This window comes from Pontibacter rufus (assembly GCF_015694705.1).
GTDB classification, from domain to species: domain Bacteria; phylum Bacteroidota; class Bacteroidia; order Cytophagales; family Hymenobacteraceae; genus Pontibacter; species Pontibacter rufus.
The window spans coordinates 13105-32487 of the sequence record NZ_JADQDR010000002.1 but is presented as its reverse complement, the minus strand read 5'-3'; the positions used below and the strand labels follow the sequence as shown (position 1 = coordinate 32487).

At 49.0% G+C, this 19383-nt stretch carries 17 protein-coding genes; 10 read left to right on the top strand and 7 right to left on the bottom strand.

Annotation, left to right across the window (positions count from 1 at the left end; all coding sequences use genetic code 11):
- Positions 1 to 18 precede the first annotated feature (18 nt).
- The 3 genes from I2I11_RS04620 (at position 19) to I2I11_RS04610 (ending at position 3726) form a co-directional block, all read left to right on the top strand.
- Entirely contained in the window at positions 19 to 1140 is a 1122-nt protein-coding gene (locus I2I11_RS04620) for a glycoside hydrolase family 43 protein (protein ID WP_196266514.1), read from the top strand.
- An 869-nt stretch (positions 1141 to 2009) separates the two neighbouring features.
- Positions 2010 to 3287: a carbohydrate-binding protein gene (locus I2I11_RS04615; RefSeq protein WP_196266513.1), complete on the top strand. Its 1278-nt coding sequence runs from the start codon at positions 2010 to 2012 to the stop codon at positions 3285 to 3287.
- Between the two features lie 229 nt (positions 3288 to 3516).
- Positions 3517 to 3726 carry a dodecin family protein gene (locus I2I11_RS04610; protein ID WP_196266512.1) on the top strand — a complete coding sequence of 70 codons (210 nt, stop codon included), beginning with the start codon at positions 3517 to 3519 and terminating at the stop codon, positions 3724 to 3726.
- A 305-nt stretch (positions 3727 to 4031) separates the two neighbouring features.
- On the opposite strand, the gene I2I11_RS04605 is transcribed toward I2I11_RS04610, so the two are convergent.
- Both I2I11_RS04605 and I2I11_RS04600 read right to left on the bottom strand, forming a co-directional pair.
- Entirely contained in the window at positions 4032 to 5384 is a 1353-nt protein-coding gene (locus I2I11_RS04605; RefSeq protein WP_196266511.1) for a sensor histidine kinase, read from the bottom strand.
- Positions 5374 to 6732, bottom strand: a complete 1359-nt coding sequence (locus I2I11_RS04600; RefSeq protein WP_196266510.1) for a sigma-54-dependent transcriptional regulator — start codon at positions 6730 to 6732, stop codon at positions 5374 to 5376. Before I2I11_RS04600 ends, I2I11_RS04605 begins: the two co-directional genes overlap by 11 nt.
- 37 nt (positions 6733 to 6769) lie before the next feature.
- Between I2I11_RS04600 and I2I11_RS21405 the strand changes: the two genes are divergently transcribed.
- A complete protein-coding gene (locus I2I11_RS21405) occupies positions 6770 to 6898 on the top strand; it encodes a hypothetical protein (protein WP_255531349.1) in 129 nt (42 codons plus the stop codon).
- Positions 6899 to 7020: 122 nt separating this feature from the next.
- Positions 7021 to 9447, top strand: a complete 2427-nt coding sequence (locus tag I2I11_RS04595) for an ABC transporter permease (RefSeq protein ID WP_196266509.1) — start codon at positions 7021 to 7023, stop codon at positions 9445 to 9447.
- A gap of 156 nt (positions 9448 to 9603) precedes the next feature.
- On the opposite strand, the gene I2I11_RS04590 is transcribed toward I2I11_RS04595, so the two are convergent.
- Together I2I11_RS04590 and I2I11_RS04585 are read right to left on the bottom strand one after the other, a co-directional pair.
- On the bottom strand, positions 9604 to 10029 hold the full coding sequence (locus tag I2I11_RS04590; RefSeq protein ID WP_196266508.1) for a hypothetical protein: 426 nt from the start codon (positions 10027 to 10029) through the stop codon (positions 9604 to 9606).
- Positions 10030 to 10127: 98 nt separating this feature from the next.
- Entirely contained in the window at positions 10128 to 11684 is a 1557-nt protein-coding gene (locus I2I11_RS04585) for a protein adenylyltransferase SelO (protein ID WP_196266507.1), read from the bottom strand.
- A 265-nt stretch (positions 11685 to 11949) separates the two neighbouring features.
- On the opposite strand from I2I11_RS04585, the gene I2I11_RS04580 reads away from it, so the two are divergent.
- The gene (locus I2I11_RS04580; protein WP_196266506.1) at positions 11950 to 12513 is read left to right on the top strand and encodes a DUF1543 domain-containing protein; all 564 of its coding nucleotides are present in this window, start codon (positions 11950 to 11952) and stop codon (positions 12511 to 12513) included.
- 141 nt (positions 12514 to 12654) lie between these two features.
- Positions 12655 to 13518 (top strand): aldo/keto reductase, encoded by an 864-nt coding sequence (locus tag I2I11_RS04575; protein WP_196266505.1) that lies wholly within the window; start codon positions 12655 to 12657, stop codon positions 13516 to 13518.
- Positions 13519 to 13651: 133 nt separating this feature from the next.
- Here the strand turns inward: I2I11_RS04575 and I2I11_RS04570 are convergent, their stop codons facing one another.
- From I2I11_RS04570 to I2I11_RS04560, 3 genes are all read right to left on the bottom strand, one after another.
- Positions 13652 to 13975, bottom strand: a complete 324-nt coding sequence (locus I2I11_RS04570; RefSeq protein WP_196266504.1) for a hypothetical protein — start codon at positions 13973 to 13975, stop codon at positions 13652 to 13654.
- A gap of 172 nt (positions 13976 to 14147) precedes the next feature.
- Entirely contained in the window at positions 14148 to 16169 is a 2022-nt protein-coding gene (locus I2I11_RS04565) for a cation:proton antiporter (RefSeq protein WP_196266503.1), read from the bottom strand.
- 286 nt (positions 16170 to 16455) lie between these two features.
- Entirely contained in the window at positions 16456 to 16917 is a 462-nt protein-coding gene (locus I2I11_RS04560) for a tellurite resistance TerB family protein (protein WP_196266502.1), read from the bottom strand.
- A 210-nt stretch (positions 16918 to 17127) separates the two neighbouring features.
- On the opposite strand from I2I11_RS04560, the gene I2I11_RS04555 reads away from it, so the two are divergent.
- The 3 genes from I2I11_RS04555 to I2I11_RS04545 all read left to right on the top strand — a co-directional run bounded on the left by I2I11_RS04555 (position 17128) and on the right by I2I11_RS04545 (position 19300).
- Positions 17128 to 17496 carry a hypothetical protein gene (locus tag I2I11_RS04555; protein ID WP_196266501.1) on the top strand — a complete coding sequence of 123 codons (369 nt, stop codon included), beginning with the start codon at positions 17128 to 17130 and terminating at the stop codon, positions 17494 to 17496.
- 138 nt (positions 17497 to 17634) lie between these two features.
- Positions 17635 to 18345 (top strand): alpha/beta hydrolase, encoded by a 711-nt coding sequence (locus I2I11_RS04550; RefSeq protein WP_196266500.1) that lies wholly within the window; start codon positions 17635 to 17637, stop codon positions 18343 to 18345.
- Between the two features lie 340 nt (positions 18346 to 18685).
- A complete protein-coding gene (locus I2I11_RS04545) occupies positions 18686 to 19300 on the top strand; it encodes a cupin domain-containing protein (RefSeq protein WP_196266499.1) in 615 nt (204 codons plus the stop codon).
- The last annotated feature ends 83 nt before the right edge of the window (positions 19301 to 19383 follow it).

Below are 19383 nucleotides of genomic sequence, written 5' to 3'. Positions count from 1 at the left end.
CACAACAACGAACCAAACATGATAGCAAAAACATCTTACAGGTATGCAGCCTCCGCGCTGCTGGCTGCCTCGGTTTTAGCAGGCGGCTGCCAGAGCAACAGCACCGAAACGCAGGAGCAGGCAGAAGCGCCGGCCACGGCAGAGCAAACGCAGACGTCGCCCATCATCGGGCCGCTGGTAACGGACATTTATACGGCAGACCCTTCCGCACATGTGTTCAACGGCAAAATTTACGTGTACCCGTCGCACGACATCGACGCGGGTATACCCGAAAAAGACGATGGCTCACACTTTGCCATGAAGGATTACCATGTATTGTCGATGGACAGCGTGGGCGGGAAGGTAACGGTGCATGATGTGGCGCTGGATTTAAAAGACGTGCCCTGGGCCGGGCGGCAAATGTGGGCACCTGATGCAGCCTACAAAGACGGCACCTACTATTTATACTTCCCGGCCAAAGACAAAGAGGATGTTTTCCGGATTGGTGTCGCTACAAGCTCCTCGCCGGTAGGCCCTTTTAAAGCAGAACCGACGCCCATTGCCGGTAGCTATAGTATAGACCCCGCTGTTTTTAAAGATGACAACGGTGATTACTACATGTACTTCGGCGGCATTTGGGGCGGGCAGTTGCAGCGCTGGAAAGATGGCACGTATACGACCAAAGATGAATACCCGGCCGACGACCAGCCTGCCCTAACGCCGAAAGTAGCCAAACTGAGCGATGATATGAAGAGCTTTGCAGGTCCGGCGCAGGATATCCAGATACTGGGCAAAGACGGCAAGCCGCTAACGGCCGGCGATAACGACAAGCGATTTTTTGAAGCGGCCTGGATGCACAAGTATAACGGCAAGTATTATTTCTCTTACTCTACCGGCGACACGCACAACATCGCCTACGCCATCGGCGACAGCCCGTATGGCCCCTTCACCTACCAGGGCGTTATCCTGAAGCCGGTGCTGGGCTGGACAAATCATCATTCCATTATAGAAGATAACGGCAAGTGGTACCTGTTCTTCCACGATAGTTCGCTTTCCGGTGGCAAAACCAACCTGCGCAGCGTGAAAGTAACAGAACTGCACTACAACCCCGACGGCACCATACAAACCATTGATGCCATGGTAAAACAACCCGGAACCTGAGCAATGTCAGTATAACTGTAATTTGCTGAATGTACAGCAATAATACCTGCTAGAAAAGGAAAGCGCCCGGCACAGTTTATCTTGTGCCGGGCGCTTTCTTTTTCATCTTTTCATTTACTGTTTAAGGTAATTTGTTGAAACCTATAGTTATAGCGACGCTTGCAGTTGCGCTATACGAGAGGTAGCCCGCAGTCTATCAACCTGAAAGCCTTTTTGCGGACTTACTCACAGGAGAATATTCTGAATGTTGTTGGAAGCTTCAACTTTGTAGCTGCATAATCGTATCACATTATAACAACAGAACAACATTATCAAAATAAGAGATTGAAATTCATCTCATAGTATTTTGAAAGGGGCACTGAATTCCCCACTGACTCACCACACATTAGTCCCACTAATCCTAGTTGATTTCTTTATTGCTGGCTATTTAATTTCTAAAACCAGCCCTACTGGTATGTTTCTACAGGAGGCGGCTGCTTAGAGATCTTTACTTGAGCATTTCCTATCAGTTTCACTATAAAAGCTGTGTTCTATGAAAAAATATTGCCCTCTTTCAGGTGCAGATTATTAATCCCCTCTTCAAACCAAAAGCAAACGCAGGGATAGTTATTATATCCTGCAAAAGCCCATTTTATTTGGTGAGAAACGGACTGTCAGTGGCGGATGCTGCCGCATAATTTCTCCAATTGACAGGTAGTTTATTTTTATTTCAGCCGCTGAAAACAGTAAATAATTTAAGCCTATTCCTCATGAAACATCTGAAAAAAAATTCGGTTAACAGCAGTTATTTGCCTCTGGAAAGAAGGCTGTTTATCTGCTTTCTTATTGCCGCAGCTCCCTTTTTTACAGGTTGTGAAAAATACCTCGATTTGATTAACCCTAATGAAGAACGCCCCGCCGTGAGTACTATCAATACTTATGAAGCGGAGCAGGCTGTTTTACATGGAGCAGTGATAGCCTCCAATCAAGCAGGCTATACAGGAACCGGATATGCTGATTATGTAAATGCAACAGGGGATTATATCGAATGGACAGTTAATGCTGCTTCCTCCGGTTCTTTTCTGCTGCAATTCAGATATGCAAATGCTGGAACGACCAACCGGCCTCTAAAGCTGCAGGTTAATGGAGTAACAATTGCTACAAGTCAGGCTTTTGTACCAACAGGTAGCTGGACAAACTGGTTGCTATCATCAGCAGCAGCTAATTTAAATTCGGGAGCAAACAAAATACGTTTAACCACCATTGGTTCTAACGGGCCAAACGTCGATAAGCTTATTTATAGCACCAGTATCAAACACAGGCTATACATGGTTGACAATGGCTTCAGTAAGCTTCTCTACCTTAATCAGATGGACCCGTCGAAGAACTGGACAGTGGCAATTCCCAGCGGCTCGCGCGACCTGCAATTGGTTGCCAACAATAAGATACTTGTTAGCCACGGTAATGGCGCCGCCGAATATGATCGCACCACAGGCGCCAAGGGCTGGTCAATCAGCACCTACACGGGCGTTTCTACCGCACAGCGCCTCGCGAATGGTAATACAATGATTGGCTGGTCGAAACCGGCTTCCGGAAGTACACCCGCTAAAGTAGTGTTGTCGGAAGTGAACAGTGCCGGCACAGAAGTTTCGAAGGTCACCATCAATAATATTACTACCTTCCGCCTTGCGCGTCGGCTGTCGAACGGCCATACATTAATTACCGGCGATACCAACAACGACATGAAGTATAAGGTGTTTGAGGTCGATGCGAAAGGTGCTATCGTCTGGCAGCAGTTGCTGTACGGTGGTAAAGGCTACGTCGCCAACCGCCTGGCCAACGGCGACACCCGGGCCACGATGGGGCCTGTCGGCAACTTGTATCAACCAGGTAAAGATGACAACAAACTGCTGCAACTCAGTCCTGGCGGCACCATTGTCAAGTATTGGGGCGGCATGGACAAATTCCCGGCAGCGGACTTGAAGAAGTTCTCGGGTTACAGCGATGTTCCCGGCAACGGCAACATTGTTATTGCTAACTGGCTGGGCGACGGCAATATCGGCACGGGGCCGCACGCGGTGGAATTCGATGCCAACAACAACCTGATCTGGAGTTGGAAGAATTCCACTGCCGCCCAGACCGTCACCAACGTTCTCGTAGTCGAGTAAGCACGCTTCGGCTCGCGTATAGCAGGGCAGAAAAGGCCGGACACGCAGGAGCGTCTGATTCCAGCCTTAGCCGATCGGCGGCCGGTTGGCCGGGTTAGACAGAAGCGGCTTTGCTCATTGTCCTGTGGTCTCAGGCATGTTAACATAGGGTAAATTTTTCTTAACTTGTTTGTTTTTAGGAACGTACAAAATTATATACCGCAATACTTAACCTTTAAATTAAAAAGTTATGGCCATTGTAAAAGTAATAGAAGTTATCGCGAGTTCAGAGAAGAGCTTTGATGATGCTACCCGGAATGCACTTGCAGAGGCGGCTAAAACCATCAAAAACATTAAGTCCATCTACATCAAGGAGATGAACGCAAACGTAACAGACAACAAGATTGTATCTTACGGGGTAAATGCCAAGATTTCTTTTGAAGTAAACAGCTTAACGTAAAAATACTATGCAGAAACATAAGCGGGGCAGGCACAACTTGCCCCGCTTATGTTTCTGCACCTTCCTTTTGCACCCTGCGCTCAGTGCAGGAATCCTGTCCCTCTCTCAAATTTCACCTTACCTCAGACTTTAAATTTGATTCGGCAACACAAGTTCAGGATTACGAGCAGGGGAAGTAAGATGAGCTGAAACAGACTCACAGGCAAAGGCTTAAAGGTGCTGTAGAGCGCGAGCCGATATAAGCAAAATGTCGTAACAAAAGCATCCTCAGGACAATGCAAACAGGAATGGTATACCTAGGCCTCTCACCCAAACCGAAGTATAAAAGCGGTGCCTTCTCCTTGTTCTGACTGCACCTGTATGGTGCCGCGGTGGAGCATCACGATTTGCTTGCACAGGCTAAGGCCGATGCCGCTTCCCTGTTTTTTAGTGCTGAAGAAGGGAATGAAAATCTTTTCCTGTACTTCCTTCGACATGCCGGCGCCGTTATCCAGTACCTTAATCACGGTTTTGCTGTTGGGGGTAGCATAGGCAGACAAGGTGATTTCCGGCTCAGGAGATTCCTTTACCGCTTCAATGGCATTTACGAGCAGGTTAATCAGCACCTGATCCAGCAGGTTGGCATCGGCTTGCAGGGCAATGTCTGTGTCTTTGAGTAAGATGGTCAGGCGGATATTTTTTTGTGCCAGCGTAGGCTGCATGAGGCGTTGCAGGTTGGCAAATAGCTCTTTAATGTAAATGGTGTCCAGGTTCAGCGTCGTGATTCTGTTCAGGTTGCGGTAGGTTTCGGCAAAGCGCAGCAAGCCTTCGCTTCGGCGTTTGATGGTGCTGATACCTACTTCCAGGTCTTCGATGTCGTGGGAGGAGATGCCCTGCATCGTGGAGGTCTGCAGGCGGTTTTTCAGGGTATCTGCCAGCGAAGAGATCGGCGCCACCGAATTCATGATTTCGTGCGTCATCACGTTGAGCAGTTTTTGCCATGCTTTGGATTCTGTTTCGTCCAGCGCCTCGTTTATATTCTGAAAAGCTACCAGTTTATACTTGCTGCCGTCATTCTCGAAAATTGTGGCCGACAATAATATTTTGATGGTTCTTCTCTCGGGATGGGAGGTATGGGCCGTGGCAATTCGCGTTTCTCCCGGAGGTAGCTCCTGTATTTCGGTATACAGCTCTTTGTCTCTGGCCGCAAGTGCATGCACGCTTTTCATAAAGGGTACCTGCAGCAGTTTTTTCAGCGATTCGTTTATCAGCACCACTTCACCGCTTTCCAGGTTATAAGACATCATGCCGGTTTCTACCAGTTCTATTATCTTCTGCAGATTATGGTACTGCATTTCTTTTTCGCGGCTGATGGTTTTAAAGGTGCTGTTTATCTGGTTAAAGCCATGTCGCAACACCTGCAAGTCGGTATAAGCATGCTTCTCGTCGAAGTACCTCGAAAAATCCCGGTAATGTACCGATTCTATGAATTGTTGCAGTTCCAGCTGTGCCTGCCGCAGAAACCGGACAAGTTCTATCACCTGGTAAATAAGAAGCGGCACCAGAAAGACAAGCACTTCTGACCAGCCCTTTACGATAGCGAAAGCGGGTATACTTAACGTAAGCAGCAGCAACACTACTCTTAAAATAAGTTTCCCTTCAAAGCTGTTAGAGTTCATACTTGTTTAGTCGTCGGTACAGGGCGGTGCGCGTGATGCCCAGCTCTTTTGCGGCTTTGGTCAGGTTGCCGCCATGCTTTTCGAGCACATGAAAAATGGTTGTTTTCTCCAGTTCTTCCAGGTTCGTTTCCTTTACCAGTTCCTTTTCTGCCGGCGCCGCTTCAATAGGGGAGAAGAGGATGTCTTTTGCGTCCAGCAGGTCAGCATCAGCCATAATCACGGCACGCTCCATAGCATACTGCAGTTCCCGTACATTGCCCGGATAGCGGTAACTCAGCAGTTTGTCCATAGCAGGTTTCGACAACTCCATAGCAGGCTTCATATACTTGCCGGTATATACTTTCATAAAATGGTTAGCCAGCAGTATAATATCGCTGCCGCGCTTGCGTAACGGCGGAATCATAATCTCGACGGTGTTGATCCGGTAGACAAGGTCTTTGCGGAAACGAGCCTCATTGGCCAGTTCAGAAAGCACAACATTGGTGGCACATAGCAGCCGCACATCTACATCAACGGGTTCGTTGGCACCTAAGCGCATCACCTGCCGGTTTTGTAACACACTGAGTAACTTGGATTGCTGGTGGAGCGAGATGTTTCCGATTTCGTCCAGGAAAATAGTGCCCTTGTCAGCGGCCTCAAACCTGCCGGCACGGTCTTCACGGGCATCGGTAAAAGCACCTTTTTTATGGCCGAATAGCTCACTCTCGAACAGCGATTCGGTCAGGGCGCCCACGTCTACTTTTACAAAAGGCCCGGCTGCCCGTAGCGAATGCTGGTGAATGGCTTTGGCTACCAGTTCTTTGCCCGTACCGTTTTCGCCCAGAATGAGAATGTTGGCATCGGTGGGAGCAATTTTCTTTATCTTGACCAGGATGTCCTGCATCGCCTCCGATTCGCCGAGCAGTTCGGTCCCGTTTACCGGTGCGCTGGCACCCACCGATGAAGCTTTGGTGCCATTGTCCTTTTTATTAATGGCTTCCTTCAGAATAGTCAGCAGCTTATCGTTGTGCCAGGGTTTTACCATGAAATCAAAAGCGCCTTCTTTCAGGGATCTTATGGCCAGATCGATATCGCCGTAAGCAGTAATCATCACCACGGCGGTTTCCGGTTTCATGGCCTTAATCTTCCTGAGCCAGAACAGGCCTTCGTTGCCCGTGTTGATGGAACTGACGTAATTCATGTCGAGCAGGATAACATCAAACGACTGTTGCTTTAAAAGGGGCTGAATGTGCTCCGGATTTTTCTCTGTCACGATTTCCTTCACATGCGGCCGCAGCAGGAGCCGCACCGCCGTCAGCACATCGGTATCATCATCAACCACTAGGATAGAGGCGTTTTTTAACAGCATAAGCGTACAATCTATTGTATCGAAATAAACTACAATTATGCCATTATTACAACAACCTGATTATGAGCAGCAATGCGGGATGTACAGCAAGTATGGCGTGCGAAATCGCACAGTTGCCGTGCGGATTTGCACGCAACTGGCAGAAGTTGTAAATATAAGTTACTGATAACTAGAGGTATAAACTTCTGGCATTTCTTCTGATTACGATCGGATAGCAACAGGGCCACAACAGGTGCCCGAGCGCTCAGAACAGCAGCATTTTTATCCCGAACTTTGTAACTTAAGACGATGCTACGCAACTACTTCAAAACCGCTTACCGCCACCTTATCCGGCACAAGGGCTTTACTTTTATCAACATTGCCGGCCTGGCGCTGGGCCTCACGGCCTGCCTGCTGATTGGCCTGTTTGTGTATGATGAGCTGCAATACGATAGGTTTTTGCCGGAAGGCGACCAGGTATACCGCATTTACGACGAGGTGGCTAGTCCGGATGGAGATGAGACAGTACTCCCAACGCCACCCATGTTTAGCACTACACTGGAGCAAAGTTTTCCGGAAGTAGAGCAGACCGTGCGTATCCTGATGCAACAGTTTGACGGGCAGAATCTGGTGGAGTGGGGTGAGAAGCGGACGTATGAGCAGGGGCAGTTCTTTGTTGATCCCGGTTTCTTCCAGGTTTTTCCGCTTTCTTTCAAGTATGGTTCCCCGGAAAAAGCGCTGGATGATCCTTCTTCCGTTGTGATATCGGATAAGTTCGCCGAGAAAGTATTTAGAGGTAAAGACCCGGTAGGGCAAAAAATATCGGTGAATAAGCAGCCCTTGCTGGTTCGTGGCGTGTTTCGGAGCAATTCAAAATTCCACCTGCCGGTTAATTTTATTCTGCCGATGGCGGCGGCAGAACTGCCGGCAGAGCGTATGAAAAGCTGGGGCTGGCAGCAGTTCTATACCTACGTAAAGCTACGAAAGGGCACCGATCCGGCGTTTATCGAGTCGAAGTTCCGCGACATCGTAAAGAAGCAGCTCGACCCGGCCACCAACGAGCCCTATAAGTATACGCCATCCTTTCAGCCCCTGAGCCAGATCTACTTATACTCGGCCAGCTTTAAGTATAATATGTTTCTGAAAGGAAACATCACCTACGTAAAGGCGCTCAGCATCATTGCCATTTTCATTCTGCTGATTGCCTGCTTTAACTTCGTGAACCTGGCCACAGCCAAATCCATGCAGCGGGCCAAAGAGGTGGGCGTGCGCAAAGCCGTAGGCGCCAGCAGGGGGCAGTTGATGCAGCAGTTTATTGCCGAGACCCTGCTGCTGACGCTCATGAGTGTGGTTTTTGCTACCGCGCTTACCTCGCTGGTGCTGCCTTCGCTCAATGCCTTTACGGGCAAGGAAATGTCCTTCAATATCTTCTCAAATCCGCAGCTGTTATTGCTCCTGCTGGGCTTAACCCTGGTGGTGGGCGTGCTCGCCGGCTTTTACCCGGCCCTGGTGCTGTCGGGCTTTAATCCAGTACGGGTGCTCAAGGGGGCTGTCATCAGCGATAGCCGGATTGGCAAAGTCCAATGGCTGCGGCACGGGCTCATCGTGGTGCAATTCGCTGTCTCCATTTTCCTGATCATTAGTGCCGTGATCGTATTCCGGCAGGTGTCTTACCTGCATAACAAAGACCTAGGTTTTAACCGCGACCAGATCATGTTCTTCCAGATGCGGGGCGACAACATGTTTGAAAGTTATGAAACTTTTAAACAGGAGCTGAAGAAGTTGCCAGGCGTAGCGAATGTGTCCATGGGCTACGGTTTTCCGGGCGATGCAACGGCTGGTGATGGTATTATCGTGCCGCAAAACGGAGAGCAGGTGATGCATCATGTCACGCAGCTCATGGTAGATTATGATTACCTGAACACCCTCGATGTGAAGCTGGTGGCAGGACGGCCGTTCTCCAAAGAGTATCAAACCGATACGGATCATGCTTTTATGATCAACGAAACAGCGGTGCGGGAGCTAGGCTATGGCTCGCCTGAGAAAGCGCTGGGCCAGACGCTGTTCTGGAACGTGTGGAGCGACACCAACCCTGACACGCTGAAAGAGGGCAAGATCATTGGCGTGGTGAAAGATTTCCATTACAAGAGCCTCTACGATAAAATGGAACCCACCGTGCTGCAGATCTTCCCGCCAGCATACTGGAAAGTGGCCGTGAAGATAAAAGCCGGCAACATCCCGCATGCCATTGAAGAGGTAACGAAAGTATGGGATAAGTATGCGCCGGATTACCCCATAGAATACATTTTTATGGACGACAACTTCCAAAAGATGTATAAGGCCGAGGACAAGCTCAGGTCGCTGCTGTGGATTTTTACGGGCGTGGCTATTTTTGTAGCCTGCCTGGGCCTGTTCGGACTGGCGGCCTATGCTGCGGAGCGTCGTAAAAAAGAGATCGGCATCCGCAAGGTGCTGGGCGCGGAAACCTCCAGCATTGTGGCGCTGCTCTCCAAAGAGTTCCTGAAACTGGTGATTGTAGCAGCCCTCCTTGCTTTCCCGGTGGCCTGGTACGCCATGCATGTATGGCTGCAGGATTTTGCTTACCGGATCAGTATGCCGCTGTGGGCCTTTGTAGTAGCAGGGCTTGTGGCCGCTATCGTAGCTTTCCTGACCATCAGCTACCAGGCCATCAAAGCTGCCACCGCCAACCCGGTAAATAATTTAAGAATAGAGTAGACGAATGTGCTGATGGGTTAATGTGCTAATTCAGCATCCGTTATGCTGTTTAGCTTCGCTTAGGGGCCGGGGTGTTAGCAAAAGGAAAAGCCGTTCTGTATTGTAGCAGAACGGCTTTCAAGTATAATTTATACTTCGCTATTTCAGAAGCCAGTGTTATTTCTTCTTTCCGGATTTTCCTTTTGTTGCTTTATGCCTGTCCGTCTTTATTTGTTTGAATTCCTCATTCGTCACTGTAACAGCATAATGCACCGACGATAAAATCATCAGTTGATCGTCATAATCGTAGGCTGTGGTTATAGCAAGAAACTTGTTTTCGTTGAGTACATAGTCGTCGCCTGCTTTGTCGTAAACATTAAACTCATACTCGTCTTCTTCCTTGTGGCTGTTGCTTTTACGTGATAGGCAATCGCCGGTAATAACGAGTGGTATCTCCGGCTCGTCAACAAATTCGAAGGGCTGGTAATATCTTCCGTCCTTCTTGTAGGTAACGTACTCGATGCGGTTGATCTCTATGGCAACGTCCTGGTGCCTGTTATCCCTTTTCTGCTTGATATCAAGTATGTTTCCTGTTAATTTCATGATAGCTGTTTTTACGCTGTTCCTTTATGCAGCGCTGCCTGCACCTGAAGCACAGGGTTCTACTTGTTTTTCTTTCCTGCGAAGATAAGCAGGATATTTTAAGAACTGCAGGACAGCATGGAGCAACCGGCTTTCTGGCTGGCCCAGCCTGGTCTTGTTTCAAAGAACGCATCAAAGTTTTTGGAATATGGATCTTTGATGGCTTCCTGTAGTTTCAGGAACAACTGGTTCTCGCCGCTTTCCAACTCTTCGATGGCCTGGTGCAGCAGGTAATTCCGAAGTATAAAGCGCGGGTTGGTTTTGCGCATTAATTGCTGCGAAGCCTCCCGTTTGATGGTGTTTTTGTTCAGCCGATCCAGGTAGGTAGTTACCAGCCTATAAAGCAGCTCGCTTTCTTCAGGCGTCAGATCATTGTATAGACTTGCCTTGAAATAGTCTGCCACCTCCTGCTCCGTTTCCATGTACAGCGGCAGGTCGATGAGCAGTTGGTAGAAGATGGTCATGTCAGGCTTTATGCTAGCGAGTATTTCCTCAAATTGCGTAATCAGGCTTATATCTGCTTCACCTATCTCGTCAAGGCCCAGTTTATTCCCCATCATGGCATAATATTTTGCCCAGTAGATCTCTTTATAAGTTTCCAGTGCCTCCAGCAGTTGGTCTTTATCCACGACAGGCAGCAGGGCGCCTGCCAGGCAGCCCAGGTTCCAGTAAGCGATGGAAGGTTGTTTCCCAAAAGCGTACCTTCTGCCCGGCAAATCGGTGGTGTTTGGGGTGAAATTCGGATCATAATCATCCAGAAAAGAGTAAGGACCATAGTCGATGGTGAGGCCAAGGACAGACATGTTATCGGTATTCATCACACCATGAACAAAGCCTACGCGCTGCCACTCCACCATCAGGCTAGCTGTGCGATCCACCACTTCCTTAAACCAGTCCAGCACCTTGTCTTCGCCCTGAATATGCGGGTAATAGCGTGCAATCGTCCAGTCGAGGAGCTTACGGAGGTTGTCCGTCTCTTTGCGGGCATTCAGCATCTCAAAATTGCCGAAGCGCAGAAAACTGGGCGCTACCCGCATCACAATCGCGCCAGGCTCATGCGCTGCATTACCGTTGTAAAACATGTCGCGCAGCACCTTATCACCGGTCGTTACCAGACTCAGCGCCCTGGTAGTAGGTACGCCCAGATAATGCATGGCCTCGCTCATCAGGTATTCCCGAACCGACGATCGCAGCACGGCTCTTCCGTCGGCACGGCGGGAGTAAGGCGTAGGGCCGGCCCCTTTGAGTTGCAGTTCCCATACCTTGCCCTCCGCTGTTTCCCACTCGCCCAGCGTAATAGCGCGGCCATCGCCCAACTGACCTGCCCAGTGTCCGAACTGGTGGCCGGCATAACAGGCAGCATAAGGCAGCATGGTGTCGGCTATCCGGTTTCCGCCCAGCACATCAATTTCCTGCTGCGTGGATGGTTTCTGTATACCAAGCTGGTTAGCCAGTTCGGCGGACCATGCCAGCAATGTGGGCTTTTTTACGGGCGTAGGAACAGCTTTACTGTATAAAACGCCGGGTGTCTGGCGCGGCTTCAGATCGCCGCTCTCATCCCCAGTAAAGGTATTTACAAAATCGTTTTTATATTCTTTTGAGATAAGACTCTCCATAGGTATCTGGTTAAATTTAAATGCCCCAAAGCAATAGCTGAGGGGAGCTTTTACAAGGCATTGCTTTAACATAAAAGCGGGCAGAATAGTTGATTCTGGCAAAGTGAAAAGGTGCTGTTCTGGAAACATCAGGTTTTTTTGCCTATCTGTATTTGCAACAACGGAGATCAAGTTTTTCCAAGTGAAAGGTATAAAGAAAGTAAACCTTCAGCACAAGACAGAATACAAAAAAGCTTGTAATTTTACCTGCACACAACGCGACAAGATGCAAGATTTAAAACTGTTTATGATGATGCTCGGGTGCAGGCCAGCGGGCAGGAACACGGAGCAGCACGACATGTTCTTCGGTATAGCGCCTACTATTAAAGACCTGGTGCCCGACATAAAAGCTTTCTGGCCCGAAGCAAAAGATAAAATTCATATTGATGCCTGGCGGGAAGTAACACAGGTAGACGGCTACCAGATAAGGGTACTGCCAAGAGAAGCGGCAGTGGCCGATGAAAGCGCAGATAAGCTCTTTTTCCTGAACCTGGGCGGTTACAAAGCAGGCGAGTTTGATGAGTTTCATTACAAGACGCTGGTAGTGGCCCCGGACAATGGCGCGGCGATTAAGCAGGCCAAACAAAGCGCTTTTTACAAACATACTGGTTTTAAGGGTGCCACATCGCATATCGACGACAAGTTCGGCGTAGATGTGGATGAACTATACCAGGTGAAGGATATTCTGGCAGACGATATAAAGCAAAAATACAGCATACAGGTAACAGCCCGCGAAAGCAGCACACCAGATGAATTGCACCTGGGCTATTTTATACTTGGCAAGCTCTGATAACACAGGCAAAGTATAACTTCAGACATTATACAATTAACAGGCAGGTAGCTTTGTCCGGGTGGACAGGTTTGGATTTTCTCAACAAGCAGGCCCTGCAACCGTACAAATAAATTGTATCATTTTATTTAAATTTATTTTATGGCTGAAACAACTTTTGAAAAGACATATACCATTGGTGGCGACCTGACCGTGAACAGGATGGGTTTTGGGGCGATGCGCATCACGGGAGAAGGCATCTGGGGCCCGCCCAAAGATCATAACGAGGCGATCCGGGTGTTGCAAAGAACGGTGGAGTTGGGCATTAACTTTATCGACACCGCCGACAGTTACGGGCCCAACGTGTCGGAGGAACTCATTGCGGAAGCCCTGTATCCTTACCCGAAAGATCTGGTCATTGCCACCAAAGGCGGTCTGACCCGTACCGGCCCCAATGTATGGCCCATTAATGCCGACCCAGGCTATTTGCAGCAGGCGCTGGAAGGAAGCCTGAAACGCTTGAAACTCGATCAGATTGATTTGTACCAGTTGCACCGCGTAGACCCGAACGTTCCTTACGAGAAAACACTGGAATTTTTGCAGCGGGTGCAGGAAGAAGGGCTGGTGAAGCATATTGGCCTCTCGGAAGTAACCGTAGACCAGATCAAGAAAGCGCAGGAATATTTTACTGTCGTATCGGTGCAGAACAAGTATAGCGTGGATTTTAGGAAATGGGAAGATGAACTGGCATACTGCCGCGAACAGGACATGGCTTTTATTCCCTGGAATCCGATCAACGCCGGCAATGTCGGAGCTTTAGACAAGCTGCAGCAGGTAGCACAGAAGTATGACGCGACGGCGCACCAGGTGGCGCTCAGCTGGCTGCTGCACCATTCCCCCAACATCCTGCTGATACCCGGCACCTCTAAAGTAAAACACCTCGAAGAAAACTACAAAGCGGCCTCTATCGTCCTAAGCGAAGAAGACATGCAGGAACTGGATAGAGTAAAACAGTCTGAGAAATAGCAAAGGCGATTAAACCTAAAGTATAAAGCGCTGAAGCGCGCACTTCCAATCAAACCTCCTGAAACAGCAAACGCCCCGGAAATTCGGGGCGTTTGCTTTCAAAGTATAGGGGTTAAAATACAGCAAGTATAATTTAGTCTTTCGGCTCTCCCTGCTCTCTGCTGCCTTTACGTCCGGTCAGCGTGCTGGCATTGGGCTGATCGTTGCGGAATTCCTTGTCTGAGCTGTCAGCGCCGCGGGTGGTAGTGGTCAGGTTGGCGTGATCATCGTGATCCGGGCTGTCCTTGCCTTTCTTGGCGCCGCCGCTGTTTCCTTCCTGGCTGGGCTTGTTCTCGCCGCGCGTATTGTCTGCCCCGCCGGCCACAGGGCCTGTATTTGTTCCCTGCGGTCGTCCGCTCACATTTTTGTCCTGATCAAAATTACCTTCGTTTTCGATATTCCTGTTATTGGTACTCATCGTTTGTCTCCTTTTTGTTTTATAGAACTTTACATTATGTTTCCGTTGGCTATGCCATGGAATTACTTTCTACGGAGAAAAAAGGGGCGAGATTAAAGAAAATATCAGTTTCCGGTATATGACTGCCTGACGTAATGAACGGATGTACCAATTCTGAGAACCTGTGCGTGCTTTAGCGGGCTTTCTGCTCAGGGTATAGAATAACGAAGCTAATGTCCTTGAAATGCCGGGACAGATGGCGGGGTACTTTGGCAAAATCATGGCGGTAAGAAATGGTATGCGGCCGGCCCAATACCACAGTCAGTAAATCGTTAGGTGTTACCTGCTTCGTCAGGGTCAGAAAATCATCCCAGTCTTCAAAAAGTTCATAGGTAATAGCAACAGTGTACCGGTCCTGGTTTGTGACGTATACCTCCATTTTCTCCAGCGTACGGGCTGAACCCAAAATCCGTATTTTAGCACCGGCTCCTTTGGCTAGCTGCATAATGGTGTTAACCCACAACGGAAATCCTGCCTCGCGTTCTGTGTTACGGGGCACCACGGCCACAATGGTTTCCAGGATATTTAGGGGATTACGGAATTTGCAGAACAGGGTCTGTACTTCTGTGTTTTTCACGACCCGGTCAATGATGCCGCCTAAATACCTGTCCCGGGCTGTAAGCTTACCATTCCAGGGCATCACAATCTCGGTGATGCGCATTTCACTCACGGCCCTTAAAATACCGTTAGACACACTTACGTCTACCCGGTAAACGGGGCGCAGTTGCTCCACCTCCTCTGTGGCTTCGCTGGCTACCCCGACCATCTTTTTCTGGTGCAGTTTAATCTGGTTTTCCGGCGCCTGGTGCTCCGACACAACCAGCAGCGGCAGTAACGGCTCAGCTGATTTTGGATTTTTGATCAGCAGGGCAAAATCAACCAGCCGGTTTATGTCGTCTTCCTCCGTTCCTGCTATGGGCAGCAGGATGCGTTCTTCGGCTTCAGTGGTTTCAGGGATTTTTTCTTCTTCTGCAATGGCGATTTTCCGGCCCGCTTTTTCGGCGATGATGCTGCTGACAAGGCAGGAAACAAGTATAAGGATGATGGTGCCATTCAGTGCATTCTCATCCAACAGTTTAATGTTATACCCGATCAGGACAACAGCAATGGTCGCAGCGGCATGCGACGAACTCATACCCCAGATCAGGTTTCTTTCGCTCGGCTCCAGTTTATAAATCTTTTGCGTCAGAAAGGCCGCGAGCCATTTGCCTGCGTAAGAAATAAGAATGATAACGGCTGCTACAAAAAGCGCCTGCGGGCCTTTCAGCAGTACCCTGACGTCTACCAGCATCCCCACACTGATGAGGAAAAATGGGATAAACAGAGTGTTTCCGACAAATTCTGTGCGGTGCATCAAAGGCGATGTTTTGGGTATAAGCTGGTTAAGCGCCAACCCGGCCAGGAAGGCACCAATAATTGGTTCGGCTCCTGCCGCATGGGCAAGAAAGCCCGAAATAAACACCACAGCAAGTATAAACAGGAACTGGGAGTTGCCGGCGCCCTCCAGGTACTTAAAAAACCAGCGGCCTATACGGGGCACCCCCCACAACATAAAGAATACAAAAGCGGCCAGCGACGCGACAAACTGAACCCAGAACAGGGCCGATACATCCGGTTTCTGCAGGTTGGTGATAACGGCCAGGATAATCAGTACGGCAGCATCGGTAAGTATAGTGCCGCCCAGTATTAGGGTTACCGTCCTGTTCTGCGTAATGCCCAGGCGGCCAATAATGGGGTAGGCTATCAGCGTATGGGTAGAAAACATGCTGGCCAGCAAGAACGACGAAACCGGGCTGTAACCAAGTATGTAATGCGTGCCAAAATAACCCAGAATCAGTGGAATAATAAAAGTGAGCACCCCGAACACAATGCTCCTGTTCCGATTCTTCCGGAAATCATCCATGTCCATTTCCAGGCCGGCCAGGAACATGATGTAGAGCAGGCCGATAGTACTGAACAGCACCACGCTTTCATCGCGCTCCAGCACCCCGAAGCCATGCGGGCCCAGCAGCACACCGGAAAGTATAAGACCCAAAATACCCGGAATGCGAAACCGGTCAAAAATCATTGGTGAAAAGAGAATCACCAGCAAAATAACTGCGAAAACCAGGACCGGGTCCTGGAAGGGCAGGCTAAACAAGGAAAGTATAAGCATTTAAGGTAAGTTCAGGAGATAAATGCTTCTACTACGGGGAGCCATAGATCTGGTTCATAGAAGCTACGTAATCAGTGCAATAATAATGGTGAATGGCGCTGCGATGCTGAATATGAGGCAAAAACTGTAGGCCAGGCAGTACAATTTCTGAGACAGCCACAGAAAATGTTTACAGGCCGGTTACACGTAGCAGGCGGAGATTGGGTTAGTCCCGGGAAGTATAGCAGTTCCAACAGATTGTTGCCGGCCGTACGCCTGGTTTCCGTTGCAGCAGGATAGTTTAAAGCTAGGAGCAGGTGTTATCTTTATTCAGTATCAGAACAGTATCTACAATCCTGTTGGCAACATCAGTTTCCAGATCCAGGGCAGAGTAGAGGTAGGTGATGAGTTCTTTTTCCTTGTCGTTTATAATGCAATCAGAAAGCACGAGCTGTATGGTTAAGGCAAAAAGAGTAGCCCTGTTCTCAACAGCTATTTTGTCTATCGAATTATCAATTAAAACTTTACTGCCAAATTGTGCGTGCGCATAAAATACTGTTCTGCAATAGGCCATAATATCATGCCCTTTAAAAAGCTTTTTATTCGCTAAGGTTTGCGCCAAAATATCAAGTTCCTCATCTGCAACATTATTATCCACGGCTATGCAGGCCTGCATAACCGCTATCCAGGCCTCCTGCTCATTTTGTGGTGAATATGCCTGAGCAGGGATTTCAGCAGATTTGCCGCTTGTATTAAAAATACCTTCCATCGGTTTAGCTTTATACTTCTAAGGTACTTACTTCATCAGCTGCTTATTTGTTATCTCCAGACAGGTTTCTTCGTCGCTTTCAGCTGATCTGGCACAACTTTAAGGAAGATGCGTGCTAAAACAGTTAGTAAACAAGAGCTATAACATCCCCAAATCTCAACTTTATGAGTTTCTTTGCGTATATCATTAGCATAATAAAAATATGCAATTATGAAACTGAAGATAGATGAAAAGCCATACCTGCCGGAAGGACGGCACGTGGTAAAAATAACAGAAGTGGAAGAGGGCCGGAGCGAGAACAAGGATGTGCCGTTTATTAACTGCCGCTTTGAAAACGAAGACGGTTTTATCAACCAGCGCTTTTACCTGAGTGAACCCGGCCAGCCTATTCTGGCAGCCTTCTTAAAAGCACTGGGCATAAACAAAACCGAGGTAGACTCCAAAGAGCTGAAAGGAAAAAGCCTCTCGGTAGAAGTGGAGGAGCGCACGTATGAAGATGCAGAGGGTAAAGAGAAAACCATCAAACAGGCCACGCATTTCAAAGAAGCAGGTACTGCAGATACTTCCGACAGGTTTTAACCCGAAGTATAAATATTACACGAACAGAAAAGGAGCCAAGCGCTCCTTTTTTATTTACACCTTTCGCTTCTGGTGCAAATACCCGGAGCTTTTTGCCGTATGTGTATACATGCTGTTGCATTTAAAAGCACGGAAGCAATGATCACGGAAAGAAGCAAGTATAAAACAGGGCGGCTGACTGCGAGGCCAGGTGCTTTTACCGGGAAGCAGGAAACCGAAAAAGGTATACTTCCGCTTCCGCTGGATAATAAAAAAGAAAGCTTTTTGTACATTCCCCAGGAATACGACAACACCCAGCCGGCTGCCCTGGCTGTGATGCTGCATGGCGCCGGCGCGCCGGCCGGGCAGGGCTTATCACTGCTACAGCAGTACGCCGACGAGCTAAACATGGTGCTGCTGGCGCCGGCTGCCCAAACTTATACCTGGGACATTATTGCCGGCGATGCCTTCGGGCCCGATGTTATACTTATAGACCAGGCGCTTGCCCATATTTTTACCGCTTATGCCATAAACCCGGCACAGGTAGCTATCGGGGGCTTTTCAGACGGCGCTTCTTATGGCCTGAGCCTGGGCTTAACGAACGGCGATCTGTTTACCCATATTATCGCTTTCTCGCCGGGCTTTGCTTATGCCCTGGAAAAGACCGGGAAGCCTGCCGTTTTTATCTCGCATGGTACCAGAGACCAGGTATTGCCTATAGACCCGTGTAGCAGGCGTATTGTGCCGCAACTGCTGCGCCAGGGCCTGGAGGTCAGCTACAGGGAGTTTGACGGCGGCCACGAAATTCCTCCTTTAATCTCGGAAAGGGCAGTAGAGTGGTTTACACGTGGCAGTGCGCATGGGCTTTAAAACAGTGGCTGCCGTGATAACGGGCTGCGCTGCCTGCAGGTTAGCAGCTGCAGGTATAATTTTCCGGTATGTATAAGGGAGAACTTATATCGGCGGCATAGCATCCGAAGTAGTTAAAGCATCAGGTATACTTCTACAAGAAATACTATCTTTGCAGCGGCAGAAGACACACAAAAATCCGAAAACAGTATGGCCGGCCTGAACCCGGAAATAAAGCAGCTTTCAGATTAATTTGTATGAAAGGTTATTTTTACCGGATCAGCAGAACTGGTATCTGGCCGGCAATGTTACAGATAAAACTAATAGAAGCCTTTTATCATTTAAAAGCAGAGGAACCAGCATGAACCCTATTCAAGATTTTATAGCATCCGGGGTTTTGGAACTGTACGTGATGGGTGCCGCCACACCGGAGGAAGCCCTTGCTGTAGAACAGATGGTTGCCGCTCACCCCGAGATCCGGCAGGAAATAGAGACCATTAGCCAGGCGATGGAAAGCTACGCCCTGGCGCATGCTGTGGCGCCCCGCGACGTGGTAAAGCCCTTGCTGCTGGCTACCATTGATTACATGGAGCGCATGAAAGACGGAGAGTTGCCGGAATCGCCACCCATTGTTACGGCACAGTCCCGTCCGGAGGATTACGCTTCGTGGCTGAACCGTGCGGACATGGTGCTGCCCCCCGATGCGGACGACATCTATGCCAGGATTATAGGCTATACGCCTGCTGCCACCACAGCCATTGCCTGGATCAAGAAGATGACAGATTACGAAGTACATAAGGATGAGTACGAACGCTTCCTGATTGTAGAAGGTACCTGTGATATAATAGCCGGAGACGAGACACACAGCCTGAAGGCCGGTGATTTTTTCGCTGTTCCGCTCCATACTCCGCATATGTTAAAAGTAACCTCGCCGGAGCCCTGCAAAGCCATACTACAACGGCTGAGTGCCGCCTGATTTATTTCCGGGATGAGGTGAAACCTTAACGAAACGGCACTTCAGTTATCATCATTGATTTTAAACTTCTGATTTGGCGAAGC